The 24,867-nt window shown below is 63.7% G+C and carries 30 protein-coding genes; 18 read left to right on the forward strand and 12 right to left on the reverse strand.

The genetic code is table 11. From position 1 onward, the window contains the following. Positions 1–5 precede the first annotated feature (5 nt). Genes G410_RS0103490 through G410_RS17915 form a run of 7 tightly spaced genes read right to left on the reverse strand, consistent with a single transcriptional unit; the run spans position 6 to position 2,458 of the window. Complete coding sequence (locus G410_RS0103490) at positions 6–245, reverse strand: hypothetical protein (protein WP_022672275.1); 240 nt, start codon at positions 243–245, stop codon at positions 6–8. Positions 246–272: 27 nt separating this feature from the next. Further along, complete coding sequence (locus G410_RS0103495; RefSeq protein ID WP_022672276.1) at positions 273–539, reverse strand: hypothetical protein; 267 nt, start codon at positions 537–539, stop codon at positions 273–275. A gap of 32 nt (positions 540–571) precedes the next feature. Continuing rightward, positions 572–877 (reverse strand): hypothetical protein, encoded by a 306-nt coding sequence (locus G410_RS0103500; RefSeq protein WP_022672277.1) that lies wholly within the window; start codon positions 875–877, stop codon positions 572–574. A gap of 41 nt (positions 878–918) precedes the next feature. Continuing rightward, positions 919–1,299 carry an envelope stress response membrane protein PspC gene (gene pspC / locus G410_RS0103505; protein WP_022672278.1) on the reverse strand — a complete coding sequence of 127 codons (381 nt, stop codon included), beginning with the start codon at positions 1,297–1,299 and terminating at the stop codon, positions 919–921. Between the two features lies 1 nt (position 1,300). After that, the gene (gene pspB / locus G410_RS0103510) at positions 1,301–1,591 is read right to left on the reverse strand and encodes an envelope stress response membrane protein PspB (protein ID WP_022672279.1); all 291 of its coding nucleotides are present in this window, start codon (positions 1,589–1,591) and stop codon (positions 1,301–1,303) included. Between the two features lie 4 nt (positions 1,592–1,595). Then, positions 1,596–2,267, reverse strand: a complete 672-nt coding sequence (pspA, locus tag G410_RS0103515; protein WP_022672280.1) for a phage shock protein PspA — start codon at positions 2,265–2,267, stop codon at positions 1,596–1,598. Between the two features lie 38 nt (positions 2,268–2,305). After that, entirely contained in the window at positions 2,306–2,458 is a 153-nt protein-coding gene (locus tag G410_RS17915) for a hypothetical protein (protein ID WP_022672281.1), read from the reverse strand. Positions 2,459–2,618: 160 nt separating this feature from the next. On the opposite strand from G410_RS17915, the gene pspF reads away from it, so the two are divergent. Beyond that, positions 2,619–3,656 carry a phage shock protein operon transcriptional activator gene (pspF, locus tag G410_RS0103525; RefSeq protein ID WP_022672282.1) on the forward strand — a complete coding sequence of 346 codons (1,038 nt, stop codon included), beginning with the start codon at positions 2,619–2,621 and terminating at the stop codon, positions 3,654–3,656. 21 nt (positions 3,657–3,677) lie between these two features. On the opposite strand, the gene purB is transcribed toward pspF, so the two are convergent. Next, on the reverse strand, positions 3,678–4,979 hold the full coding sequence (gene purB / locus G410_RS0103530; RefSeq protein ID WP_022672283.1) for an adenylosuccinate lyase: 1,302 nt from the start codon (positions 4,977–4,979) through the stop codon (positions 3,678–3,680). A gap of 130 nt (positions 4,980–5,109) precedes the next feature. Here purB and G410_RS0103535 point away from each other — a divergent pair, with 130 nt between their 5' ends. Then, entirely contained in the window at positions 5,110–5,343 is a 234-nt protein-coding gene (locus G410_RS0103535; RefSeq protein WP_028971017.1) for a type II toxin-antitoxin system CcdA family antitoxin, read from the forward strand. Next, on the forward strand, positions 5,343–5,642 hold the full coding sequence (locus G410_RS0103540; protein WP_022672285.1) for a CcdB family protein: 300 nt from the start codon (positions 5,343–5,345) through the stop codon (positions 5,640–5,642). Before G410_RS0103535 ends, G410_RS0103540 begins: the two co-directional genes overlap by 1 nt. Before the next feature lie 7 nt (positions 5,643–5,649). On the opposite strand, the gene radC is transcribed toward G410_RS0103540, so the two are convergent. Further along, a complete protein-coding gene (radC, locus tag G410_RS0103545; RefSeq protein ID WP_022672286.1) occupies positions 5,650–6,336 on the reverse strand; it encodes a RadC family protein in 687 nt (228 codons plus the stop codon). A gap of 78 nt (positions 6,337–6,414) precedes the next feature. Here radC and G410_RS0103550 point away from each other — a divergent pair, with 78 nt between their 5' ends. The 11 genes from G410_RS0103550 to G410_RS0103600 all read left to right on the forward strand — a co-directional run bounded on the left by G410_RS0103550 (position 6,415) and on the right by G410_RS0103600 (position 16,960). Beyond that, entirely contained in the window at positions 6,415–9,576 is a 3,162-nt protein-coding gene (locus G410_RS0103550; RefSeq protein ID WP_022672287.1) for an intermembrane phospholipid transport protein YdbH family protein, read from the forward strand. Then, the gene (locus G410_RS15470) at positions 9,573–9,773 is read left to right on the forward strand and encodes a YnbE family lipoprotein (RefSeq protein ID WP_022672288.1); all 201 of its coding nucleotides are present in this window, start codon (positions 9,573–9,575) and stop codon (positions 9,771–9,773) included. The genes G410_RS0103550 and G410_RS15470 overlap by 4 nt, the downstream gene beginning before the upstream one ends. Continuing rightward, entirely contained in the window at positions 9,773–10,153 is a 381-nt protein-coding gene (locus tag G410_RS0103560; RefSeq protein ID WP_022672289.1) for a YdbL family probable chaperone protein, read from the forward strand. Before G410_RS15470 ends, G410_RS0103560 begins: the two co-directional genes overlap by 1 nt. 174 nt (positions 10,154–10,327) lie before the next feature. Beyond that, positions 10,328–10,642, forward strand: a complete 315-nt coding sequence (locus tag G410_RS0103565) for an AtpZ/AtpI family protein (RefSeq protein WP_022672290.1) — start codon at positions 10,328–10,330, stop codon at positions 10,640–10,642. Between the two features lie 96 nt (positions 10,643–10,738). Next, positions 10,739–11,509, forward strand: coding sequence for a F0F1 ATP synthase subunit A (locus G410_RS0103570; RefSeq protein ID WP_084488940.1), 771 nt, complete (start codon positions 10,739–10,741; stop codon positions 11,507–11,509). A 26-nt stretch (positions 11,510–11,535) separates the two neighbouring features. Further along, positions 11,536–11,763 (forward strand): F0F1 ATP synthase subunit C, encoded by a 228-nt coding sequence (locus tag G410_RS0103575; RefSeq protein ID WP_022672292.1) that lies wholly within the window; start codon positions 11,536–11,538, stop codon positions 11,761–11,763. Between the two features lie 60 nt (positions 11,764–11,823). Then, on the forward strand, positions 11,824–12,321 hold the full coding sequence (locus G410_RS0103580; protein ID WP_022672293.1) for a F0F1 ATP synthase subunit B: 498 nt from the start codon (positions 11,824–11,826) through the stop codon (positions 12,319–12,321). Next, positions 12,308–12,967, forward strand: coding sequence for a F0F1 ATP synthase subunit B family protein (locus G410_RS0103585; protein WP_022672294.1), 660 nt, complete (start codon positions 12,308–12,310; stop codon positions 12,965–12,967). The genes G410_RS0103580 and G410_RS0103585 overlap by 14 nt, the downstream gene beginning before the upstream one ends. Before the next feature lie 74 nt (positions 12,968–13,041). Continuing rightward, positions 13,042–14,994: an excinuclease ABC subunit UvrC gene (gene uvrC / locus G410_RS0103590; protein ID WP_022672295.1), complete on the forward strand. Its 1,953-nt coding sequence runs from the start codon at positions 13,042–13,044 to the stop codon at positions 14,992–14,994. Positions 14,995–15,063: 69 nt separating this feature from the next. Continuing rightward, complete coding sequence (recO, locus tag G410_RS0103595; RefSeq protein ID WP_022672296.1) at positions 15,064–15,810, forward strand: DNA repair protein RecO; 747 nt, start codon at positions 15,064–15,066, stop codon at positions 15,808–15,810. A 28-nt stretch (positions 15,811–15,838) separates the two neighbouring features. Further along, positions 15,839–16,960 (forward strand): glycosyltransferase family 2 protein, encoded by a 1,122-nt coding sequence (locus G410_RS0103600; RefSeq protein WP_028971019.1) that lies wholly within the window; start codon positions 15,839–15,841, stop codon positions 16,958–16,960. 3 nt (positions 16,961–16,963) lie between these two features. On the opposite strand, the gene G410_RS0103605 is transcribed toward G410_RS0103600, so the two are convergent. Further along, positions 16,964–18,301 (reverse strand): glycosyltransferase family 39 protein, encoded by a 1,338-nt coding sequence (locus G410_RS0103605; RefSeq protein WP_022672298.1) that lies wholly within the window; start codon positions 18,299–18,301, stop codon positions 16,964–16,966. A gap of 98 nt (positions 18,302–18,399) precedes the next feature. On the opposite strand from G410_RS0103605, the gene G410_RS0103610 reads away from it, so the two are divergent. From G410_RS0103610 to G410_RS0103625, 4 genes are read left to right on the forward strand one after another with little or no spacing between them, the layout of a single operon-like run. After that, positions 18,400–19,608, forward strand: coding sequence for a trans-sulfuration enzyme family protein (locus tag G410_RS0103610; protein ID WP_022672299.1), 1,209 nt, complete (start codon positions 18,400–18,402; stop codon positions 19,606–19,608). Further along, positions 19,605–20,006, forward strand: a complete 402-nt coding sequence (gene apaG, locus G410_RS0103615) for a Co2+/Mg2+ efflux protein ApaG (protein ID WP_022672300.1) — start codon at positions 19,605–19,607, stop codon at positions 20,004–20,006. Before G410_RS0103610 ends, apaG begins: the two co-directional genes overlap by 4 nt. Beyond that, a complete protein-coding gene (locus G410_RS0103620) occupies positions 20,003–20,758 on the forward strand; it encodes a LysR family transcriptional regulator (protein WP_022672301.1) in 756 nt (251 codons plus the stop codon). Before apaG ends, G410_RS0103620 begins: the two co-directional genes overlap by 4 nt. Then, a complete protein-coding gene (locus G410_RS0103625; RefSeq protein WP_022672302.1) occupies positions 20,758–21,288 on the forward strand; it encodes a GNAT family N-acetyltransferase in 531 nt (176 codons plus the stop codon). Before G410_RS0103620 ends, G410_RS0103625 begins: the two co-directional genes overlap by 1 nt. A 32-nt stretch (positions 21,289–21,320) precedes the next feature. Here the strand turns inward: G410_RS0103625 and G410_RS0103630 are convergent, their stop codons facing one another. Beyond that, a complete protein-coding gene (locus G410_RS0103630) occupies positions 21,321–22,625 on the reverse strand; it encodes a serine hydrolase (protein ID WP_022672303.1) in 1,305 nt (434 codons plus the stop codon). Continuing rightward, positions 22,618–24,606, reverse strand: a complete 1,989-nt coding sequence (gene parE / locus G410_RS0103635; protein WP_022672304.1) for a DNA topoisomerase IV subunit B — start codon at positions 24,604–24,606, stop codon at positions 22,618–22,620. The genes G410_RS0103630 and parE overlap by 8 nt, the downstream gene beginning before the upstream one ends. Between the last annotated feature and the right edge of the window lie 261 nt (positions 24,607–24,867).

Raw genomic sequence — 24,867 nt, forward strand, 5'->3', positions numbered from 1 at the left:
GCGCCTCAATATTCGATGCCGCTGGCAATCGCTTCCAGCTTGCGGACCCGCTCTTTGAGCGCGGCCACCTCGATCCGTGCGCCGCCCGCGGGTGAGCCGCGATCCTCCGACATCACGGCGTCGATTTCAGCCCGCTTGAGCTGGATCCATTCGCGCCAGCCGCGCAGCGCGATGAGGGACATGGTGAGCAGCGCGGCGAAGGCAAAGCCGGATATCACCAGAATGTTGGTCGGATCGGTCGTCATGACGGTCTCCTCTTCGGTCGCGCGCGATCAGCTGTCGCGCAGCTTGGCGATCTCGCGGTCCAGTTCGCGTGATCCATGTTCGTCGGTGATGAGGCGCTCCAGCACCGCGATGCGTTCTTTCAGCTGCTTGATCTCGGCCTGGCTCTGGGCGCCGTTGGGGTCGGTCACCCGGACATCGCGGCCCTTGTCATCCTCGTAAATGCCATGCTGGGCCTTGAACCTGGCGCGCAGGACGCCGGCAATGGAAACGATGAGGACGATCGCGACGACCATCGAGAAGGGATTGTTGAACATGACGGCGTTTTCCTTTCGGCAGTCGAGGGGGATCAGTTGGCGGAAGTGCGCAGGCTGTCGATCTCATCGCTCAGCCGGTGGCTGCTGTCGGTCACGATGCGCTCTACATTGGCCAGCCTGTCCTTCACCGCGCCAAGTTCGGCGTGCAGCTGGGCATTTTCCTGGCTGAGCAGCTTGATGCGCTCGACGGCCTGATTGTCGTTCTTGGGATAGAGCGCCTTGCCCCAACCATTTTCCAGCGGATAGCCGTTCTTGATCTTGAGATGCGTGGTGATCACCCATCCGCCGATGGCGATGGCGGCGACCAGGACGAAGCCGAGATTGTCAAAAAAGTCCATTTCATCATTCCCCTGTTTATATGCATTGCGTGTCGTTCAGATCAGCGCAGGCTTTCGATCTCGTCTGCCAGGCGCGTATTCTTGCTGGTGTAATAGACTTCCATGTCGGCCAGTCGGCGATCGACATCGCGAAAGCGCGAGCGGACTTCACGGGTGGTGCGGGTTGGCGACTGGCGCACGCCCTGCCAGAATTTGCGATCATTCTGATCGATATACAGGTCGATCGGCTTCTGCGGGGCGGCCCAGGCGGCGGCGATATAGGCGATCACCGTCCAGGGAAATCCGCCGGCCATGGTCAGGATCACGGTGGCGATGCGAACCCATACCACGTCCACGCCGGTATAATCCGCGATCCCCGAGCAGACGCCTTTCCATTTGGCATTCTGTTTATCGAGGTAGAATTTGCTGTGTAGGCCGGTCATCTTAGCGGTTCCTTTCCATCGCGCGGATCGTGTCCAGAGTGCGGTGCGGATCGTTGGTATCGGTGCGGCTGTCGTCCAGCCGGGTGGGGCGCCAGTCGGGATTATCGGCGGCAATGATGCGTTCGATCGTCTCGATGCGTTCTTCATAGCGGCGGGCGGTCTCGTAGAGATCGGACAGCAGCTGTTCGTCGTCGTTCGTCAGGGTGGCGGTGGTTTTCCATTTCGTGATGTAGTGGAAGATCAGCCAGGGCAGCCCGATGAAGATGGCCGCAATTGCAAAAATGCCTTCCATCGGATCAGCCCTCCTTCTTCATGGCTTGCTTCATCGCCTGCAGCTCGTCGTCGACCTGATCGCTGTTTTCCAGCGCCGCGATTTCGTCGCCGAGCGTTTTGGGGCCTTCGCTGCCGAGGCGCAGGGCATCGGCGCGGCCCTGCGCTTCATCGACGCGCCGTTCGAGTATATCGAAGCGCGAGAAGGCATCCTTGACCTTTTCACCATTATACATGGAGCGCAGGCGCACCTGATTTTCGGCGCTTTCCAGCCGCGTCATGATGTTGCTCTGGCGGCTGCGGGCATCCTGCAGCTTGTTCTGCAAATTCTGGATGTCGAGTTCGGACGCCTTGAGCGCGTCTTCCAGCACCGTGATCTCGGCGCGCAGCTGATCGCCCATATCGGTAGCCTTGCGCTTTTCGACGAGCGCGGCCTTGGCCAGATCCTCGCGGTCCTTGGACAGCGCGAGCTGCGCCTTTTCGGTCCAGTCCTGCTGCAGCGTATCGAGCTTGTCGATATGGCGGCGCAGTTCCTTCTGATCGGCGATGGTGCGGGCGGCGGATGCGCGCACCTCGACCAGCGTCTCTTCCATCTCCAGAATGATCATGCGGATCATCTTGGCCGGGTCTTCGGACCGGTCCAGGATTTCGGTGACGTTCGCGGCGACGATGTCTCGCGTGCGGGAGAAAATACTCATCAGGCGTACTCCTAGGTTACTGTTACGGGCGGGGGCGCTCAGGCCAGATAGGTTGCGGTCTGCCCACCAGCCTGGCTCGGCTCGGCGGCCGCCATCAGTGAGGGGCCGAGCGCGTTCAGCAGAACCACCGATGCCATAAGCATGAATGCTAAGGCTGCGGCTGCCAGTCGCTGGCTCTTGAAATCGCGCATGAGACGCTCCCTGAAAATGTTTATGTTCCATCTATCACCAGCTTTGCGAAAAGCGTGCCAAGCTCAGAGAACGGCGGTTTTCGGCCATATTTCACCAAAAGAGCATAACATATCTAGGTTTGTATTGCGACAGGTTGGTGAAATATGCCATTATTTGGGGATGGACCATAGCAGCAAGTTTATCGGACAATCCGGCGCCTTCCTGGACGCGGTCGAGCGCGCGTCCAAAGCCGCCGAGCTGAACCGTCCGGTGCTCGTCATCGGCGAGCGTGGCACGGGCAAGGAATTGATCGCGGAACGGCTGCATCGCCTGTCGCCGCGCTGGGGTGGTCCGCTCATCACGATGAACTGCGCCGCTTTGCCGGAAACGCTGATCGAGGCGGAATTGTTCGGCCATGAACAGGGCGCTTTTACCGGTGCCACGCGGGCCCGGGAAGGACGGTTCGAGGAGGCCGATGGCGGCACCCTGTTCCTGGACGAGCTGGGCACCTTGTCGATGGGCGCGCAGGAACGGCTGCTGCGCGCGGTGGAATATGGCGAAGTGACGCGGATCGGATCGTCGCGCCCGGTGCGGGTGGATGTGCGCATCGTTGCCGCCACCAATGCCCATCTGCCGGCCATGGTAGAGCAGAACAGCTTTCGCGCCGATCTGCTCGATCGGCTGAGCTTCGAGGTGGTCACGCTGCCGCCGCTGCGCGCGCGGGAAGGCGATGTGGCCGTGCTCGCCGAACATTTCGGGCGGCGCATGGCGGCGGAAATCGGCTGGGAGAGCTGGCCGGGCTTCGGCAAGCTGGCGGCCGAGGCGCTGGAGCGCCATGCCTGGCCCGGCAATGTGCGCGAGTTGCGCAATGTGGTGGAGCGCGCCGTCTATCGCTGGTCGGAAGCCGACGGCCCGGTCGATCACATCATTTTCGATCCGTTCAATTCACCCTGGCGCCCCGCCGTTGCCGCGTCCGCAGAAGAGGGCAAGGCGCGCAAGGATCTGTCGGAAAGCGTGGCGGATCACGCGCCGGCATCGAGCAGTCTCGATTTCGAGCAGATCACCGACCTGAAAGCGGCGACCGAAGCCTATGAGCGCAGCATCGTGGAATATGCGCTGGCCGCCAACCGCTATAATCAGCGGCAGACGGCCAAGGCGCTCGGCCTCAGCTATGATCAGATACGCCACTGCATCAAGAAGCACGATCTGGCGAGCTGAAGCCCGGCAGATCGCCTTGGATCAGTCGCCGAAAACCCGCGCAAAGATCGTGTCGATCTGCTTGAAGTGATAATCGAGGTTGAAGCGCTCCTCGATCTGTTCGTCGGACAATTTGGCCGTCACGTCCGGATCGGCCTTCAGCAGATCGAGCAGGCGTTTCTCGCCATCGGACTCCCACACCTGCATCGCGTTGCGCTGCACGATCCGGTAGGCATCCTCGCGGCTGATCCCGGCCTGCGTGAGCGCCAGCAGCACCCGCTGCGAGTGGACGAGGCCGCCCATCTTGTCGAGATTGGCCTGCATCCGCTCCGGATAGATCACCAGCTTGTCGATAACGCCGGTGAGGCGGGCGAGGGCGAAGTCCAGCGTGATGGTGGCGTCCGGCCCGATATAGCGTTCGACCGAACTGTGCGAGATATCGCGCTCATGCCATAGCGCCACATTCTCCATGGCCGGCACGGCATAGCCGCGCACCATGCGCGCCAGCCCGGTGAGATTTTCGGTCAGTACCGGATTGCGCTTGTGCGGCATGGCGCTGGAGCCCTTCTGGCCCGGCGAGAAATATTCCTCCGCTTCGAGCACTTCGGTGCGCTGCAGATGGCGCACCTCGGTCGCCAGCCGCTCGACCGAGCTGGCGATGACGGCCAGCGTGGCGAAATACATGGCGTGCCGATCGCGCGGGATGACCTGGGTGGAGACAGGCTCCACGCTCAGCCCCATTTTCTCGGCGACATGCGCCTCCACCTTGGGATTGATATTGGCAAAGGTGCCGACCGCGCCGGAAATGGCGCAGGTGGCAATCTCCTCGCGCGCCAGCTTCAGCCGCGCGCGGTTCCGGTCGAACTCGGCATAGGCCTGTGCCAGCTTCATGCCAAAGGTCAGCGGCTCGGCATGGATGCCGTGGCTGCGCCCGATGGTGGGGGTGAACTTGTGCTCCAGCGCGCGGCGTTTGATGGCGTCCAGCAGCTTGTCCATATCCTCCAGCAGGATATCGGTGGCGCGCGCCAGCTGTACCGCCAGACAGGTGTCGAGCACGTCGGAGCTGGTCATGCCCTGATGCATGAAGCGTGCTTCGGGGCCGACATGTTCGGCGACATTCGTCAGGAAGGCGATCACGTCATGCTTCACCTCGGCCTCGATCGCGTCGATCCGGTCGACCTCGAACGCGCCCTTGTCCCAGATCGCCTTGGCCGCTTCCCTTGGAACCACGCCCAGCTCGGCCAGCGCGTCGGTGGCGTGCGCCTCGATCTCGAACCAGATGCGGAACTTCGATTCCGGCTCCCAGATGGCGGCCATATCGGGGCGGGAATAACGGGGGACCATAAGAGCACCTTCAGTTCTGCGAGCGATGCCGCGCGGCTAGCAGAGCGCGCCGTTCCGGGCAAAAGCAAATGCAGTTGCAGCCAGCATGCGCAAGGTTTATGCGTATGCTGCTGTTGAAAGGAGCTTTGCCATGAATGCCCTGCCGCCCCGCAAGGCCACCAATCTCTCGCTGGATGCCGCGCTTGTCGACGATGCGCGCGCGCTCGACGTCAATCTGTCGCGCGCTGCAGAGGAAGGGCTGCGCAAGGCCGTCGCCGCGGAGAAGGGCAGGCGCTGGCTGGAAGAGAATCGGGCGGCGATAGAGAGTTCGAACGATTATATCCGCAAGCATGGATTGCCGCTCGCAAAGTACCGCCAGTTCTGATGGCGCAATATGATCTGCATGAAAGCGATGACCCGGACACGTTGCTCCTCGACGTCCAGTCAGACATCCTGTCCGGATATGAAAACCGGATCGTCATTCCGGTGCAACGGCCCCACATCGCGCCGATTGTTGCCAAGCGGCTGAATCCGGTGGTGGCGGTTGCGGGAGAGCCACATGTGCTGGTCACGCAATTCCTGGCTGCGGTACCCGTGGAAGCGCTTGGCGCTATGGTGACCAGCCTCAGCGAGCGGCACTTGGAAATTACCGACGCGGTAGATTTCCTCCTGCACGGTTACTGACCCCCGCTCAGATCAGCCCCTGGCTGCGCATGCTGCTGTGGCCGTCCTTGCCGATGATCAGATGATCGTGCAGCTGAATGTTCAGCCGCTTGCCCGCCTCCAATATATCGCGGGTCAGCGCGATGTCGGCGCGGCTGGGCGTGGGATCGCCGCTGGGATGGTTGTGCACCAGGATCAGCGCGGCGGACCCCAGATCCAGCGCGCGGCGGATGATCTCACGCGTATAGACCGCCGCTTCGTCGATCGAGCCCTCGCTGACCAGATCATCGCGAATCAGGCGGTTCTTGCTGTCCAGATGCAGCACGCGCACCCGCTCTGTGGTGCGATGGGCCATATCGGCATGCAGATAATCCGATAGCGCCTGCCAGCTGGACAGGACCGGCCGTGTGCGCGCCGGCTCGCTGATCATACGCAGCGCTGCAGCCTGCACGATCTTGAGCGCTGCCGTGCTGGTATCGCCCATGCCCGGCTGTTTTGCGATGGACTCGCTGTCGGCGCTCAGCAGCGCCGAAAACCCGCCAAATTCCCCGATCAGCGTCTTGGCCAGCGCTTTGGTGTCGCGGCGCGGAATGGCGAGCGCCAGCAGATATTCGATCAGCTCATGATCGCTCAGGGCATCGCCGCCCTGCCGCAACAAACGCTCGCGCAGGCGTTCGCGATGCCCCTTGCCGTGATGTGCCTGTGTCTCGCTCATGATTCGTCGCCCCCTCGACTGACGTAGCGAAAGCCATAATGATTGAAACCCCGCCGGCTTTGAAGCAAAGCCCTGCCCGTGGAAGCTGCGGATGAGCCCCAACCCAGAAGCCGGCGTTTCCGGCGTCGCCATATATTTTACGGCGCGCTGTTCCTGTTCGTGGCACTGCTGCTGTTCGCCTGGGTGCAGCGCGCGCAGATTGCGGACGGCTTCGTGCAGGACGAGCTGGCCAAGCGCGATGTGCGCGCCGCCTACAAGATCGCCGAAATCGGCCTGAAAACCCAGCGTATCGAGGATGTGGTGATCGGCGATCCCACCCGGCCCGATCTGACGGCCAACTGGGTGGAGATCGACGTGGTGCCCAATGGGCTGGGCGCCAAGGTGCTGCGTGTGCGCGCCGATGGAGTGCGGCTATATGGGCGATTGACGGACAAGGGCCTGAGCTTCGGGGAGATCGACAAGTTTCGCGATCCGGCCAGCACCGCCCCATTTTCCCTGCCCGACATCTTCGCCACGCTGTCCGACGCGCGGGTCCGGCTAACGACGGATTTTGGCGATGTCGGGCTGAAGCTGGTGGGGCAGGGTCGGCTGGCCGATGGGTTCGAGGGGCAGGTGGCCGCGGTGACGGACCGGCTGACGCTGGCCGGTTGCAATGCCGGGCGATCGACCTTTTTCGGCACGCTCTCCATCAAGAAGGGGCAGCCGCATATCGCGGGGCCGCTGCGCAATGGCGGCGTAACGTGCGACGGTTTTGCCGTCGGCGGCATGGAGCACGCTTTGCAGCTCACCCTGTCCGACGATCTGAAAAGCTGGACCGGCGATACCCGCTTCGATGCCGCCCGCATTTCCGCGCGCGATTACCGCGTGGCCGGCATGACCGGGTCGGTCGATTTTTACGGCAATGGACAGCGCAACCAGTTCCAGGTCGATCTGGATGCGAACGGCCTTGGCGGGCCGGAATTCTCCGCGCAGCGGGCGGCGTTGAAAGGCCAGCTGCGGCTCAGCCAGGGCGATCAGGGAATGCGCGCCAGCTTCAACGGCGAACCACGGGTCACGGGGCTGCGGCTGGCCGGCGATCTGGTGGCGCCGGTCGATGCGGCGGCGCGCGGCCTCGGGTCCACGCCGCTCCAACCCATATTGCGCCAGTTGGCCACGGCAGGGCGCGCCGCGCTGCGTGCGATCGATCTGTCGGCTACGCTAGAGGCGGCGGTTGGCGGCGCGGGCAAGCAATATGCCCTTCTGAAAGGTCTGCGCGCGGACGCCGCGTCCGGTGCTTCGGCGCGCCTGGTCGATGATCTGCGGATCGAGCGGACGGCCAGTGGCTGGAGCCCGCGGCTGGACGGGCAGATCCGGCTGGCCGGTGGCGGCCTGCCGGAAGCGGTGCTGGACCTGACCCCTTCCGGCAATGGATTTGCCGGACGCTTGCAGATGGCCGATTATGGCACGGCCGATGCGCGGCTTTCCCTGCCGGAGCTGGCTTTCCGTCCGGTGCGCGGCGGGACCGATCTTGCCGGACGGGCGCGGATGACCGGCCCGCTATTTGGCGGTTATGTCACCAATCTCGATCTGCCGGTGCAAGCCTTGATTGCAAGTGGCGGCACGCTGGCCCTGTGGAATAGCTGCCAGTCGATCGGTTTCGATGCCTTCCGCCTTTCCAGCCTGAGCCTCGGCGCGGATCGCCTGCGCGTCTGCCCCCGCTCCGGATCGCTGCTGCGCGTGGGCAATGGTCCGGCGCGCGCCGATGCCCGCGTCCTCTCACCCGCTGTGGAAGGCCGGCTTGCGGGCACGCCGATCAGCATCGCCGCCAATGGGGTGGACGTGACGCTGAAGGGTTTCGCGGCGCAGGCGCTGGCGGTGCGGCTCGGCACGCCGGAAAGCCGCACGCTGTTCGATGCTGCAAGCTTTACCGGGCGGTTCGGCGGCCAGGGACTGAGCGGCGACATGACCGGCGGGGCAGGGCGCATCGGCAATGTGCCGCTGCTGCTGAGCGAAGCCGATGGCGACTGGACGTTGCGGCAGGGCGTGTTCGATCTGGCCGGAAGCCTGCGCGTGGACGATGCCGCCCAGCAGAACCGGTTCGAACCGATGCGCGCGCGCGACGTCACGCTGCGCTTTGCCGACAACCGCATCACCGCCAGCGGGGTTCTGGCCGAACCGCGCACCGGCACCCGGGTCGCCGATGTGGATCTGATCCATCGCTTCGGCGATGCTTCGGGGCAGGCGGACTTCACCGTGCGTGCGCTGCGGTTCGACAAGGATCTGCAGCCCGACGCCCTGACCCGGCTGGCGCTCGGCACCGTGGCCAATGTCGATGGCAGCATATCCGGCACCGGGCGGATTAACTGGACCGGAGACCGTGTGACCAGCACGGGCACGTTCACCACCGATGGGCTGGATCTGGCCGCGCCCTTCGGCCCGGTGGAAAATCTGGCCGGCACGATCCGCTTTACCGATCTCCTCGGTCTGGAAACCGCGCCGGGCCAGATACTGACGCTGGGCACTGTCAGTCCCGGCCTCGATGTGTTCGACGGCGTGCTGCGTTACCGGCTGCTGCCGGGCCAGCGGGTGCAGATAGAAGGGGCGGACTGGCCCTTCGCCGGCGGCGTCATTCATCTGGACCCCACCATATTGGATATGGCGGGCGATGCGCCGAAATTGCTGACTTTTGACGTGACCGGTATGGACATTGCGGTGTTCCTGCAGCGCTTCGGGTTCGACAATCTGCAGGCGACCGGGGTTTTCGACGGCACGCTGCCGATGATTTTCGACCAGTCCGGCGGACGAATCGAGGGCGGGCGGCTGGTCTCGCGCGAGGGCGGCGGGACGATCGCCTATATCGGCGATCTCACCTATAAGGACCTGTCCTATTTCGCCAATCTGGCCTTCGACATGCTGAAGTCGATCCGCTACCGCGATCTCACCATCGGCCTGGACGGCGATCTTGGGGGCGAAATGGTGACGCAGGTGAAGTTTTCCGGTCTGCAGCAGGGGGAGGGCGCACAGCGCAACTTCATCACGCGGGAGATCGCCAAGCTGCCGATCCAGTTCAACGTCAATGTGCGCGGGCCATTCCTGCAGCTCATCGGCGCGGTCAAAAGCTATTATGACCCCAGCCTGCTGATCAAGCAGAACCTGCCCAGCCTGATCGAACAGCAGCAGAATTTGAATGAAATCCAGAAGCGGCTGGAGGAGGATAGCGCTCCGGGCGTTCAGCCAAGGGAAAGCGAGAGCATGCCATGAACACTATAAAGGTTTGCGGTCGGTTTGGTGCGGCGCTCCTGTACGGCGGCCTCTTTTCCCTAGGGGGGTGTGTCAAGGTGGAAGCGCCGACCAAGCCGATCGTGATAGAGCTGAACATCAACATTCAGCAGGAAGTCGTGTACAGGCTCGATAGTGATGCCCAGGCACTGATCAAAAAAGAAGCGGAGATATTCTGATGGCAAAGCGCATGATGAAGATGGCCATGGCCGCCGCAGCGCTGACGATGGTGGCGGGGGCTGCCTATGCCCAGCGTGATCCGGCCTATCAGGAGGCCCGCACGCAGGGGCTGATCGGGGAAAAACCGGATGGCTATCTGGGTTTTGTCGGTTCGCCTTCTCCGGCCATCCGCGCGCTGGTCGATGATCTCAATATCAAGCGCAAGGCAGCCTATACACGCAGCGCGGCCGGGGCCGGCTCCACAGTGGAGCAATTTGCCTTCACCACCGGCTGTCGCCTGATTCTCCAGACATCGCCCGGGGAAAAGTATCAGACGCCCGGCGGCCAATGGGCCACCCGCGACAATGGCCCGCCCACGCGCGATCCACGCTGTCCGTAACGGCAGGCGGCAACATATCCCTGGGGGAACGGCGCAGTCGCTCCGTCACCGGGAAAGCTTGCCCGCCAGTCTGTTGACTTGACCACGCGCCTTTCCTAAACGGGCCGCGCTTTTGCGGGGCGGTTCTCGCCATGTTTAGCCAGATACCGGTTTTTCCGAGTAAGGTACGCTTCCATGGAAGAGAAACGACCCGCCCGAACCAAGCTTGAAGAGGATGTGCGGATTGATTCGCTGCAACAGCGGATCGATGATGCACAACGCGAAGAGCTTGGCCGATCGGGGCGGAAAGACGCGCACGGGGTTGATAACAACTATCAGCTCGGCAGCCGCGTTCTTTCCTATCTGGTTGGCGGGATCGGTGGAGGCGGTTTGATCGGCTGGACTTTGGACCGGCTGATCGGAACGTCGCCTTGGCTGCTGCTTCTGTGCCTGTTTCTGGGTATTGGGGTGGCGTTCAGAAATGTGTACCGGATCGCGACGCGCAAATAGCGGCGGGCGCGATGCGGCAAGTTCGTTTCGCCGGATAGTGCCGGCGTAAAGATCGGATAAGGGTTTCAAGTGGCAGAAGCAGGTACGATCGATCCGATGCACCAGTTCGAGGTGCAGACCATTTTTGATGGCTTCCGTATTGGCGGTCATGAAATTGGTTTCACCAACAGCGCGCTCTGGATGATCGTGGCGATGCTGTGTCTTGGTCTGTTCATGCTGGGCGGCATGCGCCGTTCGCTGATTCCCGGCCGTTGGCAGATGATGGTGGAAAGCTTCACCGGCTTCATTGATGGCATGGTGACCACCAATATCGGCCCAGAAGGCCGCAAATATGCGCCCTATGTGTTCTCGCTGTTCATGTTCATCCTGGTCGCCAATCTTGTCGGCATGGCGCCGGTCGGCGTGATCGGCCTGCACCCGTTCACGGTGACGAGCCACCTGACGGTCACCGGCATTCTGGCGATCATCAGCTTCTCCATCGTTCTGCTGGTGGGTTTTGCCAAGCATGGCTTCAAGTTCCTCACCCTGTTCGTGCCGGACGGCACGCCGGTGTGGTTGCTCTGGCTCATTCCGCCGATCGAGTTCTTTTCCTTCATGGTGCGTCCGTTCAGCCTCGCGCTGCGGCTCTTCGTCGCCATGACCGCCGGGCATATCCTTTTGAAGGTGCTGGCCGGCTTCATTATCAACAGCACCAATGCCGGTGTGGGCTACGGCCTCCTCGTCGGCATCCCCAGCTTCACGCTGATGCTCGGCATCACCGCGCTGGAGCTGCTGGTGGCCGGCGTGCAGGCTTATGTCTTCGCGCTGTTGACCTCGCTTTACATCAACGATGCGGTGCACCTGCACTCGCATGAAACCATCGGCTGAGCGCCGTAAATCTAGGGAGTTTTATCATGGATCCAGAAGCAGCAAAATTGATCGGTGCCGGCCTTGCAGCCATCGGTGCAGGCCTCGCCTCGCTCGGTGTGGGCAATGTGTTCGCCAAGTTCCTTGAAGGCGCGCTGCGCAATCCGGGAGCGGCCGATCAGGAACAGGGCCGTCTGTTCATCGGCTTCGCAGCTGCCGAGCTTCTCGGCCTGCTGTCGTTCGTTATTGCCATCATTCTCATCTTCGTTGCTTGAGATAGATCAGGCGGGAATGGCCATGGTGCCGTTCCCGCCCGGTTCTGACCGGAGCATGTCATGCCTCAGATAGCCCAGGTTGCCGCAACCTACGCATCGCAGCTGTTCTGGCTGCTGCTGGTGTTCGGGACGATTTTCGTCGTCATCGGCCTCGGTATGTATCCAAAGATCCAGGGCACGGTCATCGCCCGCGATCGCAAGATCGAGGACGATCTGGCCGAAGCCCGCCATGCCAATGAGGCGGCGGACCGGCTGGAAGAAGATTATCGCAAGAAGCTGAACGACGAGCATGCCGCTGCGCATATCACCGTCGAAAAGGCCCGTAACGATGCCGCCCGGGAGACCGAGCGCAAGCTTGCGATTGCGAATGAAGAAAATGAGGCGCTGCTGGCTTCGGCCATGGCCGATCTGGCCCAGCGCCGGAAGGCCGCGCGTCAGGAAATCGAGCAGGTCGCGGCCGAAGCGGCCCGCGATCTCGTTGCCAAGGTATCGGGCGTTCAGGCCGATCCGGCCGAGGCGGCCCGCGAAGTAAAGGAGGTCATGCATGGCGCAGACTGACGCAGTTTCCGGCACGGTGGTGACCGGTGATAATGGCGCTGTCGTGACCCAGGAAGCCCCCGTCAGCGGCGGTAGCCCGCTCAATGACGAAGGCATGCCGCAGACCGGGATCGAGGCCATCGAGGCTGGCCATACCGTGGTGCATGACGAGCCAAGCGCGCTCGGCATGACGGCCACGGCATGGGTTTCGGTGGCGATGCTGGTGCTGATCGCGGTGGTCCTTTGGAAAAAGGTGCCGGCAGCGATCGGCAAGTCGCTCGATGGACGGATCGAGGCCATCCGGCACCAGCTGGCCGAAGCGTCCGAATTGCGCGCCGAGGCCGAAGCGCTGCGCACGCAATATGAAAAGCGCCTGGCCGATGCCCAGCAGGAAGCCGCCGACATCCGCGAGCAGGCCGAGAGCCAGGCCGCGGCCATGGTGGCCAAGGCGCAGGAAGACAGCGCCGCGCTGATCCGTCGCCGCAAGCGGATTGCCGAGGATCAGATTTCGGTCGCCGAACGCGCTGCCATCGCCGATCTGCGGGAAACCGCCGCCACCGCCGCTGCGGAGGCTGCGCGCCGCCTGATCGCCGAAAAGCATGACGCCAGTGCCGACAAGGCGATGGTGGATCGCACGATCCAGCAGCTCGGCACCAGCCTGCACTGACAATCCACGCATAATTGAACGCATGGGCGGCGCGCTCCCTTCCACAGGGGGCGCGCCGCGCCTATGTTCGGGCCATGCCGCCATCTGACGACAAAGCCGGTCGCCCGGATCAACCGAACGCGCCGAGCCGGTTCAACGAAGAAAAGTCCGCTTACACCGTGCGCGGGTCCGACAAGCCGGACCTGGAGGCGGGGGTGGCCGCGATCCGCAATGTCTGGAAAACATTGCCGCAGCGGCCCGGCGTCTATCGCATGCACGATAGCGGGGGTGAGGTGCTGTATGTCGGTAAGGCGCGCAGCCTGAAATCGCGCGTGGTGAACTATACCCAGTGGCAGCAATTGCCCGCACGGCTGCAGCGGATGGTTTCGCAGACCCGGACGATGACGATCGTGACGACGGAGAGCGAGGCCGAGGCGCTGTTGCTCGAAGCGCAGCTGATCAAACGCTATCGCCCGCCCTACAATGTGTTGCTGCGCGACGACAAAAGCTTTCCCTACATCCTGCTGCGGCAGGACCACGCCTTTCCGCGGATCCAGAAGCATCGCGGCGCGCGGCGGGCGAAGGGCAAATATTTCGGGCCGTTCGCCAGCGCCGGATCGGTCGGGCGGACGTTGAACGCGCTGCAGAAGATGTTCCTGCTGCGCAGTTGCACGGACAGCTTTTTCAACAACCGCTCGCGCCCCTGCCTGCTCTATCAGATCAACCGCTGTTCGGCGCCTTGCGTGGGCCGGATATCGGCGGAGGATTATGCGGAGCTGGTCGGAGACGCGGAGAATTTTCTCAACGGCAAGTCCACCGGGGTGCAGGAAAAGCTGGGCAAGCAGATGGAGCAGGCGGCGACCGATCTCGATTTCGAGATGGCGGCGCTGTACCGGGACCGGTTGAAGGCGCTCACCTTCATTCAGGGCAGCCAGGCGATCAGCGCGCAGGGCCTGTCCGATGCCGATATCTTTGCGCTGGCCAGCAAGGGCGGGCAGGTCTGCATCCAGGCCTTTTTCATTCGCGCGGGCCAGAATTGGGGGCATCGCAGCTTCTTCCCCAGCCATGTGAAGGATGTGCCGGAAGAGGAGGTGCTGGCCAGCTTTCTGGCGCAATTCTATGAGGAAGTTCCTCCGGCGCGCTTGCTGCTGCTCGACCGCGAACTGGCGGAGCCGGATCTGTTCTGCGACGCGCTGTCCGAACGCGCTGGCGGCAAGGTATCGATCAGCGTCCCGCAGCGCGGCGACCGGCGCAAGATGATGGTGCAGGCCGAACGCAACGCGGTGGAAGCGCTCGACCGCAAGCTGGCCGAGGGCGCCAGCCAGACGCGTCTTCTGGCCGAGGTGGCCGATCTGTTTGATCTGGAAGGCCCGCCGGACCGGATCGAGGTTTATGACAACAGCCATATCCAGGGCACCAATGCGATCGGCGCGATGGTCGTCGCCGGGCCCGAGGGTTTCCGCAAAAATGCCTATCGCAAGTTCAACATCAAGCGCCCCGAAACCGCGCCGGGCGATGACTTTGCGATGATGCGCGAGGTGCTGGAACGCCGCTTCGCCCGCGCGCAGAAGGAAGATCCGGACCGCACCAAGGGCGATTGGCCCGATCTGGTTCTGATCGATGGCGGCAAGGGCCAGGTTTCCGCCTCGATGGACGCGCTGGAGGAGCTGGGGATCGAGGATGTCGCGCTGGTCGGCGTGGCCAAGGGGCCGCATCATGGCCGCGACGGGCGTGAGATTTTCCACATGCCCGACGGGCGCGAGCTGACGCTGGCCCCCAATGCGCCGGCGATGTTCTATCTGCAGCGTCTGCGCGATGAGGCTCATCGCTTCGCTATCGGCGCGCACCGTCAGAAACGCGCCAAGGCCATGGGCAGCAGCCCGCTGGACGAGGTGCCCGGCATCGGCCCCGCCCGCAAACGCGCGCTCCTCATGCATTTCGGCACCGCCCGCGCGGTCAAAAGCGCCAGCCTGGACGATCTGAAACGCGCGCCGGGCGTGAACGACAGCGTGGCGCAGACGGTGTACGACTTCTTCCATGTGCGTTGAGCGCGTTCGTCAATCAGCGGATTGCCGTTCCGGCGAAGGCCGCAATGACGGCGGTTTGTAGATAGCCGCATGCCGCAGCTTTCCACCCAGGGCATCGTCTGCTCGGTCCGCCATCATGGCGAACATGGCGCGATCGTGCGGCTCTTCACGCCGGATGACGGGCTGGTGGCGGGCTATGTTCGCGGCGGGCGATCGCGCCGGATTCGACCGATCCTGATCCCGTCGAATCTGGTGGCGGCGGAATTCCGGGCGCGCACGGCGGACCATCTGGCCGGGCTGACGGTGGAGCTGGTCACCAGCCGCGCCCCGTGGATCGGCGAACCGCTGGCCTCCGCCGCACTGGACTGGGCGACGACTCTCACGGCGGCGACGCTGCCCGAGGAGAACGCCTATCCGCGGCTCTATTCGGCCTTGTCCGCGCTGCTGGATGCGATCTGTCATGCCCCGTCGGCACGCGGATGGGCCACGGCCATGGTGCGGTTCGAGCTTCTGCTGCTGGCGGAACTCGGCTTCGGGCTCGATCTCAGTTGCTGCGCGGCGACGGGCCAGCTGGACGATCTGGCCTATGTCAGCCCGCGCAGTGCGCGCGCCGTCTCACGCGGGGCGGGGCAGGGATACAAGGCCAGGCTGCTGCCCCTGCCGCCCTTCCTGCTGCCATCCACGGACGCGCAGCGCCGCCCTGAATGGCCGGATATCGTGGCCGGCTTTGCCCTCACCGGATATTATCTGGAACGCAGCCTCCTGGCCGATCGGCGCGGCGACGTCATGAGCGGGCGCACGCAAATGATCGCGCGCCTGCAACGGATGCTTGAATGAGGCGTGGCCGCAGGGCAGGGAAGCGCGCATGAAATCAGGCGATCATTCCGAAGAGCACCCCATCGAGCTGGCGGTGGTGCTGCCCACCTTCAACGAATCGTCCAATGTGGACCGCGTCATCGCGACGCTGGACCGCGTGCTCGCCGGCATCTCCTGGGAAGCGGTGTTCGTCGATGACAACAGCCCCGATCACACCGCGCAGATGCTGCGGGACCGGGCGCGCGAAGACCGCCGGATCCGCGTGATCGAACGACTCGGGCGGCGCGGGCTCAGCTCCGCCTGTATCGAAGGCATGATGGCCACCGGCGCGCCGCTGGTGGCGGTGATGGACGCCGATCTGCAGCATGATGCCAATCTTCTGCCCAAGATGGTCGCCGCGCTGAATGGCGATGCGAATCTCGATATCGTCGTCGGCTCGCGCTTCGTGGAGGGCGGCGGCACGGGCGACTGGGATGAGGCGCGCCTGCGCAAATCGCAGTTCGCCACGCGGCTCGGCACCAAATTGCTGAACCTCACGCTGAGCGACCCGATGAGCGGCTTTTTCATGATGCGGTCCGACCGGTTCCGCCGGATTGCGCCCAAGCTGTCCGGCATCGGCTTCAAGATCCTGCTCGACATCGTCACCGTGGCGCGCGAGCCGATGACGATTGCCGAACTGCCCTACACCTTTTCGGTGCGCGAGGAGGGGGAGAGCAAGCTGGACCGGGTGGTGGCGTTCGAATATCTCGTCGCGCTGTACGACCGTATGTTCGGGCGCATCCTGCCCGTTCGATTCGCCCTGTTCGCCACCATCGGCGTGCTCGGCATTGCGGTGCATTTCGCGATTCTGACGAGCCTGTTCGAGGGGCTGCAAACGAGTTTCCTTGCCGCGCAGGCCGCCGCGACCATTGCCGCGATGACCTTCAACTTCTTCCTGAACAATGCGCTGACCTATCGCGACAAGCGGCTGTCCGGTTTCACCCCGATGCTGCGCGGATGGATCAGCTTTTGCCTCTTCTGTAGCGTCGGCGCGATTGCCAATGTCGGCATTGCGGCATTTTTGTACGACGTGTCCGGCGTGGTCTGGACGCTGTCTGCCATTGCCGGAATCCTGGTCGGCGCGGTGTGGAATTTTGCGCTGAGCAGCCGGTTCGTCTGGGGCCGCTACTAGGCCCTATCGCCAGCTGTCGAGCCACATCCAGTGGTTGAAGGCCTGCGGGCCGCCCAGCGGTAGCGCGGCGATGATGGGATAGAAATCCACGAACACCGCCAGGATGGCGATCAGCAAGAGCGCAGGCGCGGCATATTTCCGGTCGCGCAGCCAGAGATAGTCGATCGCCGCCGCCAGCGCGATGGTAAGGAAAAAGCTGGGGATCAGATAATGGTGATAGAAGGTCACCTTTTTGGGCAGTACCGCCCAGATGTCCACGCCCACCAGCCATAGCCCGGTGGGCACGAACAGCGCCCAGTTGCGCTGCCTTTTGCCGATGATCACGCTGATCACCATCGCAGCAAGCCCGCCCCACATGATGATCGGGTTGCCGAGCAGCACCACGCCGCGAATGGCCCCTTCGGCCTCTTCATAGAGATACCAGATCGGCCGCTCGTCGATGATCCACTGCCACCACTGGCTGGAATAGGTATGTTCGGCCATATAGCCCGCCTGTCGCCGGGCCATCTCCACCTGATAGCTGAGATATTCGGACGGTGGCACGGCGTTTTCGGCGAAGAAGGACATGGGAATATAACAGGCGAGATAGGCGAGCGCCGGCAGCAGGCCGAGCAGCAGCCCCGCCTCCAGCAGCGATACGCCGCGCACCGGCCCGGCCCTGCGATCGAGCAGCAGCGTCTTCGGATTCCATGCCCGCTTGCCCAGCATGGCCGCGCGCCAGATGAAAAAACCGAGGCCGATGACGACGCCATAGGGCGCGGCGGTCCATTTGCAGCCGATCGCCAGGCCCAGCATCACCCCGGCCCAGGCCAAGCGCTGCCACGCCTGCCGCTCGGCGCGCACCGCTGCGGCGACCTGCCAGAGCGCCAGCATCAGAAAGGCCGCCATGAAGATATCCAGCATGGCGATGCGCGACTGGATGAACAGCAAATGCCCCGCCACCAGCAACACGCCCGTCAACACCGCGATCCGCGCGCTGCGATACAGTTCCCAGGCGAACATGACCGACGCGAACAGCGTGATGCCGCCGAACAGTGCGCTTGGCACGCGCCAGCCGAAATGATTGTCGCCCAATATCCGCATGCCCAGCGCGATGATGAACTTGGCCAGCGGGGGATGTTCCTCGTTCAGCGGACTGCTGAGCGCCAGCACATGCCGCGCGGCAGGCACATAATAGATCTCGTCGAAAAACAGCGAACGGGGATGCTGGATGTTGATGAGGAAGAACAGGAAGGCTGCCAGCCCGCCCAGCGCTGCCCACCCCTGCGCGCCCAGATCGCCACGGCGCAGACGTTCCAGCCAGCCGCTGTTCGGCAATGTCATTTTCGAACCCACGGCCATGTCTGCGCGTCTCCCTGTGCCCGCCCGATAGAAAATCGCGTGCGCCGCGACAAGCGCCCGCATTGACGCGCGGGCGCTGAAATCCCAAAGCAGGAAGCATGAAAAGACAGACCGGCCAAGACCCCGAGATTACCCGCCACTGGCGCCCGGCAACGCAGGCCATTCGCGGCGGCACCGCCCGCAGCGAATGGGGCGAAACGTCCGAGGCGCTGTTCCTCACCTCCGGCTATACCTATGATTGTGCGGGCGACGCGGCGGCGCGCTTTGCCGGCGATCAGGCGGGCATGACCTATTCGCGCCTGCAGAACCCCACGGTGGAGATGCTGGAAAAACGCATCGCCATGATGGACGGGGCAGAGGCGTGCCGCACGATGGCCAGCGGCATGGCCGCCATGAGCGCCAGCCTGCTGTGTCAGCTGGAAACGGGTGATCATGTGGTGGCGAGCCGCGCGCTGTTCGGCAGCTGCCGCTGGCTGACCGATACGCTGCTGCCCAAATTCGGTATCCAGACGACGGTGATCGACGGGCGCGATCTGAAGAACTGGGAGGCGGCCATCCGGCCGGAAACCAAGGTGTTTTTCTTCGAAACCCCGGCCAACCCGACATTGGAGGTGCTGGATCTGCGTGCGATCTGCGGTCTGGCCAGGGCCCATGGCATCACCAGCGTGGTCGACAATGCGTTCGCCACGTCCGTGCTGCAGCGCCCGATCGATCTGGGCGCCGACGTGGTGGCCTATAGCGCCACCAAAATGATGGACGGGCAGGGCCGCGTGATGGCCGGCGCGGTCTGCGGCACGGAAGAATTCATCGAAGGCGATCTGCTGAAATTCGTGCGCAACACCGGCCCAACGCTCGCGCCGTTCAACGCTTGGGTGGTGCTGAAGGGGCTGGAAACGCTCGATCTTCGGATCCGGCGGCAGAGCGAGAATGCGCTGGCCGTGGCGCAGTTTCTGGAACAGCGGGTCGCCCGCGTGAATTATCCGGGGCTCATGGCCAATCGCTATCACGATCTGGCCATGCAGCAGATGGAACTGACGGGCCCAATCCTGTCCTTGCATGTCGGCGGTGGCCGCGCGCAGGCCCATGCGCTGCTCGATGCGCTGCAGCTGATCGACATCAGCAACAATATCGGCGATTCGCGCAGCCTGATGTGCCACCCGTCCAGCACCACCCATGCCGGGATGGAGGCCGAGGCGCGCGAAGAGGTTGGCATTACCGAAGACATGCTGCGGCTGAACGTGGGGCTGGAAGATGTGCAGGACGTGATCGAGGATCTCGACCGGGCGCTTGGGGCAGCCGGGCTATGATCGAGCTGATGTTTCCCTATCAGGAAACGACCGACGGTATCACCGTGCGCGTGTCGGTCAGCTATCTGCCGGATCAGTCCGCGCCAGAGCAGAGCCGCTGGTTCTGGTCCTATCATATCCGCATCGAAAATCACCGGGAGGGGCCGGTACAGCTGATCACCCGCCATTGGCGCATCACAGATGGCATGGGCCTGATGACGCCGGTCGAAGGCGCTGGCGTGGTCGGTGAACAGCCGGTGATCCGCCCCGGCGCGGCGCATGATTATGTCAGCGGCTGTCCGCTGCCGACGCCCGATGGATCGATGCGCGGCCACTATATGATGGTGGACGAGGGGCCGGACCCGATCCTGGCGATGATCCCCGAATTTCCACTCGAAGCCCCGGCGAACGCCCGATGAAACGCACGCTCCTCCCGCTTAACGGCCTGCGAGTGCTGGATGCATCCGCCCGCCATCTCAGTTTTACCCGCGCCGCCGATGAGCTGGCGGTAACGCCCGCCGCCGTGGGCCAGCAGATCCGCGCGCTTGAAGATACGCTGGGCGTGGTCCTGTTCCGCCGCACGCCCAAGGGGCTGGAGCTGACGCCCGAAGGCGCACGGGGCTTGGATGCTTTGCGCGCAGGCTTCCTGCAGTTCGAGGATAGCGTGCGCGCGATGCAGCAGGGGCAAAGTTCCAAGCGCCTGACCATTGCAGCGCCGCGCGATATCACCCGCTACTGGCTGCTGCCACGCCTGGCCGCTTATGCCGAGACCGATCCCGATTTCCGCTTCCAGCTGATCGCGGCGGACGAGCCGCTCGATTTCACCGAAGCCAATGTCGATCTGGCGATGCGCTATGCCGCCGAACCGGATGAGATCGAGGGCCTGCCGCTGGGCGAGGCCGAGGCGGTGTGGGTCGGCACGGGCGATCGTATTTGCTGGGAAGGCGGCCATGGCGGCGATGTGCGGCTGTCGGTGGCCGATGCCGGGCTGGCGCTGGAGGCCGCGCGTGGTGGCCTGGGCCGCGCCCGCGTGCCGCGCCTGCTCGCCGAAGCGGCGGGCATGGCATGGGCAGAGGCCGAGCCCGCGCGCCGCCGCTATTGGCTGCTCGCCCCGCTGCCGCAATGGCGCCAGGCCAAGGTCAAGGCGCTGGTCGGCGCACTGACGGCCTGATGGCGCAGACCACGCCCATCGACAGCGAGCGGCTCCATATGCGCGCCACCGCGATCGAGGATGCCGAGGCGCTGCTGGATATCTATTCCGATGTCGACCTCATGACCTATTGGTCCAGCGCGCCCAAAACGACGGTCGCCGAAGTGCGCGATTACATGCGGCCGTTTCTGGCGCTGCCCGATGCGCGCAGCTGGTCGATCTGTCTGCGTGACGAGGACCGGGCGATCGGGACGCTGGCCGCGATGGAAAAACGCAGCGGCGTCACGGAGATTGGCTATACGCTGGTGCGGCATCATTGGGGCACGGGTCTGGCCAGCGAGGCCGTTACCGCGCTGATCGATCGCCTGTTTACTGATGAAGGTTATCGGCGGGTGATGGCCGATACCGATCCGGATAATGCCGCATCGAACCAGCTGCTGGAACGACTGGGATTCGAGCGTGAGGGCCATCTGCGCGAGGAGTGGGAAACGCATATCGGCGTGCGCGACAGCATCATCTGGGGTTTGCTCGCCAGCGAATGGCGGCGTTGACGCCTGAACGCTTCGGCTACTCGGCAGACGCCTTATTCGGCAGGAAGCGTCAGCTGCAACAACCGCCCCATGAGAGCGGTGACGGCGTCATTGTCCACCGCCGCATCCGGATCGGTCTGGCCGCCGACTATGGCATAGCATTCGCCGCTTTTCGCGCAGGCGAGCCAGGCCAGGAAAATCACGCCGGGTTCCGAACCGCCCTTGTATCCGACATAGTCCCAGCCATCGGTATGCGCCGCGCCGAGGCCCGGATTGACCGCCATGATCGCGCGGGCCAGCGGGGCATCGGTGGTGCGCAGATGGTCCAGCAGCGCCACCATGTCGCGCGGTGAGGCAGGCCATTCGATGGCCTCCACGAAGCGCGGCGCGCCGGTCAGCTGCACGATGTCGACCGAGCCGAGGCCGAGCTTGTCCTGATTCTGTTCCAGGATATCGCGCTGCTGCGCCTCGCTGGCGGCCATGAAGCGGTTCCGCAGATCGGCATTGCCGTCCATTTTCAGCGCAAAGGCTTCCACCGTGCTCAGAAAAGGCAGGATGGCGGCGGGATCGCTATGGCCGATCTTGGCCAGCCGCGCCTCCACCCGTTCGCGGCCCAGCGTTTTCAGCAGCATGTCCGTCGCCGTATTGTCGCTGATCGAGATCATCATGGTCGCCAAGGTGGCCAGCGTGACCGGCGACCCCTGCGGCCATGTCTGCAGGACGCCGCTGGGAAAGCTCTTGGTGTCGAGCATTACCACATCGGACCAGCTGCGCTCGCCCGCCGCGACCTGATCGGCCAGCTCGGCCAGAATGTAGAGCTTGAAGGCCGAGCCCGTGCTCAGCAGCGCGTCGCCCCTATAGTCGGCAACGGTGACCGGCCCCTGATCGGTCAGGCGGGCAACGGTGAAGCCAGCCTTGCCGCTCAGCGCCTCGAAATCCGTCCTCACGGCCTCGATGCTGTCATTCTCGGTCCTGAAACCGGTGATGAGCAGGCCCACAACCTTGTGGTCGCCTTCCTCGCTCACCGTCATGCGGATGTCGCCAATCGCGTTGGCAAACGCCAGATCGAACTGACCCTGATTGGGCGTGGTCATGCGATACGCGCTGGCGGCGCCGGCTTGGCCCTGCTGCGCCGTGATCTGCGTGCTCAGAATGCGGAACTGCGCGGCAGGCACCTGCGCCAGAAAGCTGGGCGCGAAATAATCGTTCGGATCGCCTGCGCCATTGATGATGGAGGCCAGCTCCTGCGCGCGCTGCTCGAACGCCGCGCTCGGTTCGATGTCCTGCGCCTGTGCTGGCAGCGCGGCACTGGCGGCCAGTAGCAACGCCAGCATCGCCCTCGAAAACATCTTAAGCATCGATGGCGTCCTCCTCAAGACTGGCCGCATTTTCCTGAATGAAGGCGAACCGCTCTTCCGGGCGCTTGCCCATCAACCGATCGACCAGCTGCGTCACGCCTGCGCGCTGCTCATATTCGGTGGGCAGGGTGATGCGGATCATGGAGCGAGTCTTGGGGTCCATGGTCGTCTCGCGCAGCTGCGAGGGGTTCATCTCGCCGAGCCCCTTGAACCGGCCAACGTCCACTTTCTTGCCCTTGAACAGCGTCGCCTCGATCTCGGCACGGTGCGCGTCGTTCGCTGCGTAGACGCTGGTCGATCCGCTGGTGAGCCGGTAGAGCGGGGGCCGCGCCAGAAACAGATGCCCGTTCTTCACGATGTCCGGCATTTCCTGAAAGAAGAAGGTCATCAGCAGCGTGGCGATATGCGCGCCGTCCACATCGGCGTCGGTCATGATGACGATGCGTTCATAGCGCAGATTGTCCGAATCGCAGTCCTTGCGGGTGCCGCAGCCGAGCGCCTGGATCAGATCCATGATTTCCTGATTGGCCACGATCTTGGCCGTGGTGGCCGATGCGACGTTCAGGATCTTGCCGCGGATCGGCAGGATGGCCTGCGTCTTGCGGTCGCGCGCCTGCTTGGCCGATCCCCCGGCGCTGTCACCCTCCACGATGAACAGCTCGGTACCGTCCGGCCCGGCTTCGGAGCAATCGGTCAGCTTGCCCGGCAGGCGCAGCTTGCGTGCGCTGGTGGCGGTCTTGCGCTTCACCTCGCGCTCGGCCTTGCGCTTCAGCCGCTCTTCCATCTTTTCCTGAATGAAGCCCAGAAGCGCCCGCCCGCGCTCCATATTATCGGACAGGAAATGGTCGAAATGGTCGCGCACCGCCGCTTCGACGAGCCGCGCCGCCTCGGGCGAGGTCAGCCGGTCCTTGGTCTGCGACTGGAATTGCGGCTCGCGGATGAAGACGGACAGCATCAGCTCGCATCCACCCATCACATCGTCGGCGGTCAATTGCGCAGCCTTCTTGTTCTGCGCCAGATCGGCAAAGGCGCGCAGCCCCTTGGTCAACGCCGCGCGCAGACCCTGTTCATGGGTGCCGCCGGCCGGCGTGGGGATGGTGTTGCAATACCAGTCGGTCATCCCTTCGCTCCACAGCGGCCAGGCGATCGCCCATTCCACGCGGCCCTGTTGATCGGGAAAATCCTGGCTGCCCGAGAAAAACTCGGAAGTGGCGCATTCACGGCCTTGTAAAAGCTCGGAAAGATGATCGGACAGGCCGCCGGGAAACTGGAACACCGCCTCTTCGGGCACATCGTCGCTGGCGAGAGACGGCGCGCATTTCCAGCGGATCTCCACGCCCGCATAGAGAAACGCCTTGGACCGGACCAGCTTGAACAGCCGCTTGGGCCGGAACGCCGCGCCCTTGCCGAAAATCTCGTCATCGGGAACGAAGCTGATCATCGTGCCGCGCCGGTTGGGCGTGCCGCCCAGCTCCTCCAGCTTGCCCTGCGGCGCGCCCTTGCTGAATATCTGCCGATATAGTTGCTTGTTGCGCGCAACTTCTACCACCGTTTCCGAAGACAGCGCGTTGACCACCGAGACGCCCACGCCGTGCAGGCCGCCCGAGGTGGCATAGGCCTTGTCCGAGAATTTGCCGCCTGAATGCAGCGTGGTGAGGATCACCTCCAGCGCGCTCTTGTCCGGATATTTGGGATGCGGATCGACCGGGATGCCGCGGCCATTGTCGGTGATCGTCAGGCGATTGCCTTCGCCAAGCTCCACCTCGATCCGATTGGCGTGCCCCGCCACCGCCTCATCCATCGCATTGTCGAGCACTTCGGCGGCAAGGTGATGCAGCGCGCGTTCGTCGGTCCCGCCAATATACATGCCCGGCCGCCGCCGCACCGGCTCCAGCCCTTCCAGCACCTCGATGGAGCTTGCGTCATATCCGGAGCTGTCAGCGGAAGCGCCCGCAGGGGCGCCGAAAAGATCATCGGCCATGAAGACCGGTATAGGGGGAGGGTGTTCGCGCTGGCAAGCAGGTGGCGCGTTTATCCACAGAGGGTGAGGCGGGCCGGGCCAATGCGGACCGCACATGTGTCAGCCGGAATGGAGAGATCGCCTGCGATCGACGAGCTTCGTTGCCATAGCGACTGCAATTGGGCCGGTTGCGGTCAGTCTTCTTTGATCAAACTTGCTCGGAAAGCCGCCATTTTCCGCTAAGCGGCCGTGTGACGACTTTCCGCGCTTGTCGAGAAATTA

This window comes from Novosphingopyxis baekryungensis DSM 16222 (assembly GCF_000420305.1).
Lineage (GTDB): Bacteria > Pseudomonadota > Alphaproteobacteria > Sphingomonadales > Sphingomonadaceae > Novosphingopyxis > Novosphingopyxis baekryungensis.

Excerpts from the sequence above, each read along its gene's own strand:
- G410_RS0103490 (WP_022672275.1), bottom strand. The coding sequence starts at position 245 with ATGACGACCGATCCGACCAACATTCTGGTGATATCCGGCTTTGCCTTC.
- G410_RS0103495 (WP_022672276.1), bottom strand. The coding sequence starts at position 539 with ATGTTCAACAATCCCTTCTCGATGGTCGTCGCGATCGTCCTCATCGTT.
- G410_RS0103500 (WP_022672277.1), bottom strand. The coding sequence starts at position 877 with ATGGACTTTTTTGACAATCTCGGCTTCGTCCTGGTCGCCGCCATCGCC.
- pspC (WP_022672278.1), bottom strand. The coding sequence starts at position 1,299 with ATGACCGGCCTACACAGCAAATTCTACCTCGATAAACAGAATGCCAAA.
- pspB (WP_022672279.1), bottom strand. The coding sequence starts at position 1,591 with ATGGAAGGCATTTTTGCAATTGCGGCCATCTTCATCGGGCTGCCCTGG.
- pspA (WP_022672280.1), bottom strand. The coding sequence starts at position 2,267 with ATGAGTATTTTCTCCCGCACGCGAGACATCGTCGCCGCGAACGTCACC.
- G410_RS17915 (WP_022672281.1), bottom strand. The coding sequence starts at position 2,458 with ATGCGCGATTTCAAGAGCCAGCGACTGGCAGCCGCAGCCTTAGCATTC.
- pspF (WP_022672282.1), top strand. The coding sequence starts at position 2,619 with ATGGACCATAGCAGCAAGTTTATCGGACAATCCGGCGCCTTCCTGGAC.
- purB (WP_022672283.1), bottom strand. The coding sequence starts at position 4,979 with ATGGTCCCCCGTTATTCCCGCCCCGATATGGCCGCCATCTGGGAGCCG.
- G410_RS0103535 (WP_028971017.1), top strand. The coding sequence starts at position 5,110 with ATGAATGCCCTGCCGCCCCGCAAGGCCACCAATCTCTCGCTGGATGCC.
- G410_RS0103540 (WP_022672285.1), top strand. The coding sequence starts at position 5,343 with ATGGCGCAATATGATCTGCATGAAAGCGATGACCCGGACACGTTGCTC.
- radC (WP_022672286.1), bottom strand. The coding sequence starts at position 6,336 with ATGAGCGAGACACAGGCACATCACGGCAAGGGGCATCGCGAACGCCTG.
- G410_RS15470 (WP_022672288.1), top strand. The coding sequence starts at position 9,573 with ATGAACACTATAAAGGTTTGCGGTCGGTTTGGTGCGGCGCTCCTGTAC.
- G410_RS0103560 (WP_022672289.1), top strand. The coding sequence starts at position 9,773 with ATGGCAAAGCGCATGATGAAGATGGCCATGGCCGCCGCAGCGCTGACG.
- G410_RS0103565 (WP_022672290.1), top strand. The coding sequence starts at position 10,328 with ATGGAAGAGAAACGACCCGCCCGAACCAAGCTTGAAGAGGATGTGCGG.
- G410_RS0103570 (WP_084488940.1), top strand. The coding sequence starts at position 10,739 with ATGCACCAGTTCGAGGTGCAGACCATTTTTGATGGCTTCCGTATTGGC.
- G410_RS0103575 (WP_022672292.1), top strand. The coding sequence starts at position 11,536 with ATGGATCCAGAAGCAGCAAAATTGATCGGTGCCGGCCTTGCAGCCATC.
- G410_RS0103580 (WP_022672293.1), top strand. The coding sequence starts at position 11,824 with ATGCCTCAGATAGCCCAGGTTGCCGCAACCTACGCATCGCAGCTGTTC.
- G410_RS0103585 (WP_022672294.1), top strand. The coding sequence starts at position 12,308 with ATGGCGCAGACTGACGCAGTTTCCGGCACGGTGGTGACCGGTGATAAT.
- uvrC (WP_022672295.1), top strand. The coding sequence starts at position 13,042 with ATGCCGCCATCTGACGACAAAGCCGGTCGCCCGGATCAACCGAACGCG.
- recO (WP_022672296.1), top strand. The coding sequence starts at position 15,064 with ATGCCGCAGCTTTCCACCCAGGGCATCGTCTGCTCGGTCCGCCATCAT.
- G410_RS0103600 (WP_028971019.1), top strand. The coding sequence starts at position 15,839 with ATGAAATCAGGCGATCATTCCGAAGAGCACCCCATCGAGCTGGCGGTG.
- G410_RS0103605 (WP_022672298.1), bottom strand. The coding sequence starts at position 18,301 with ATGGCCGTGGGTTCGAAAATGACATTGCCGAACAGCGGCTGGCTGGAA.
- G410_RS0103610 (WP_022672299.1), top strand. The coding sequence starts at position 18,400 with ATGAAAAGACAGACCGGCCAAGACCCCGAGATTACCCGCCACTGGCGC.
- apaG (WP_022672300.1), top strand. The coding sequence starts at position 19,605 with ATGATCGAGCTGATGTTTCCCTATCAGGAAACGACCGACGGTATCACC.
- G410_RS0103620 (WP_022672301.1), top strand. The coding sequence starts at position 20,003 with ATGAAACGCACGCTCCTCCCGCTTAACGGCCTGCGAGTGCTGGATGCA.
- G410_RS0103625 (WP_022672302.1), top strand. The coding sequence starts at position 20,758 with ATGGCGCAGACCACGCCCATCGACAGCGAGCGGCTCCATATGCGCGCC.
- G410_RS0103630 (WP_022672303.1), bottom strand. The coding sequence starts at position 22,625 with ATGCTTAAGATGTTTTCGAGGGCGATGCTGGCGTTGCTACTGGCCGCC.
- parE (WP_022672304.1), bottom strand. The coding sequence starts at position 24,606 with ATGGCCGATGATCTTTTCGGCGCCCCTGCGGGCGCTTCCGCTGACAGC.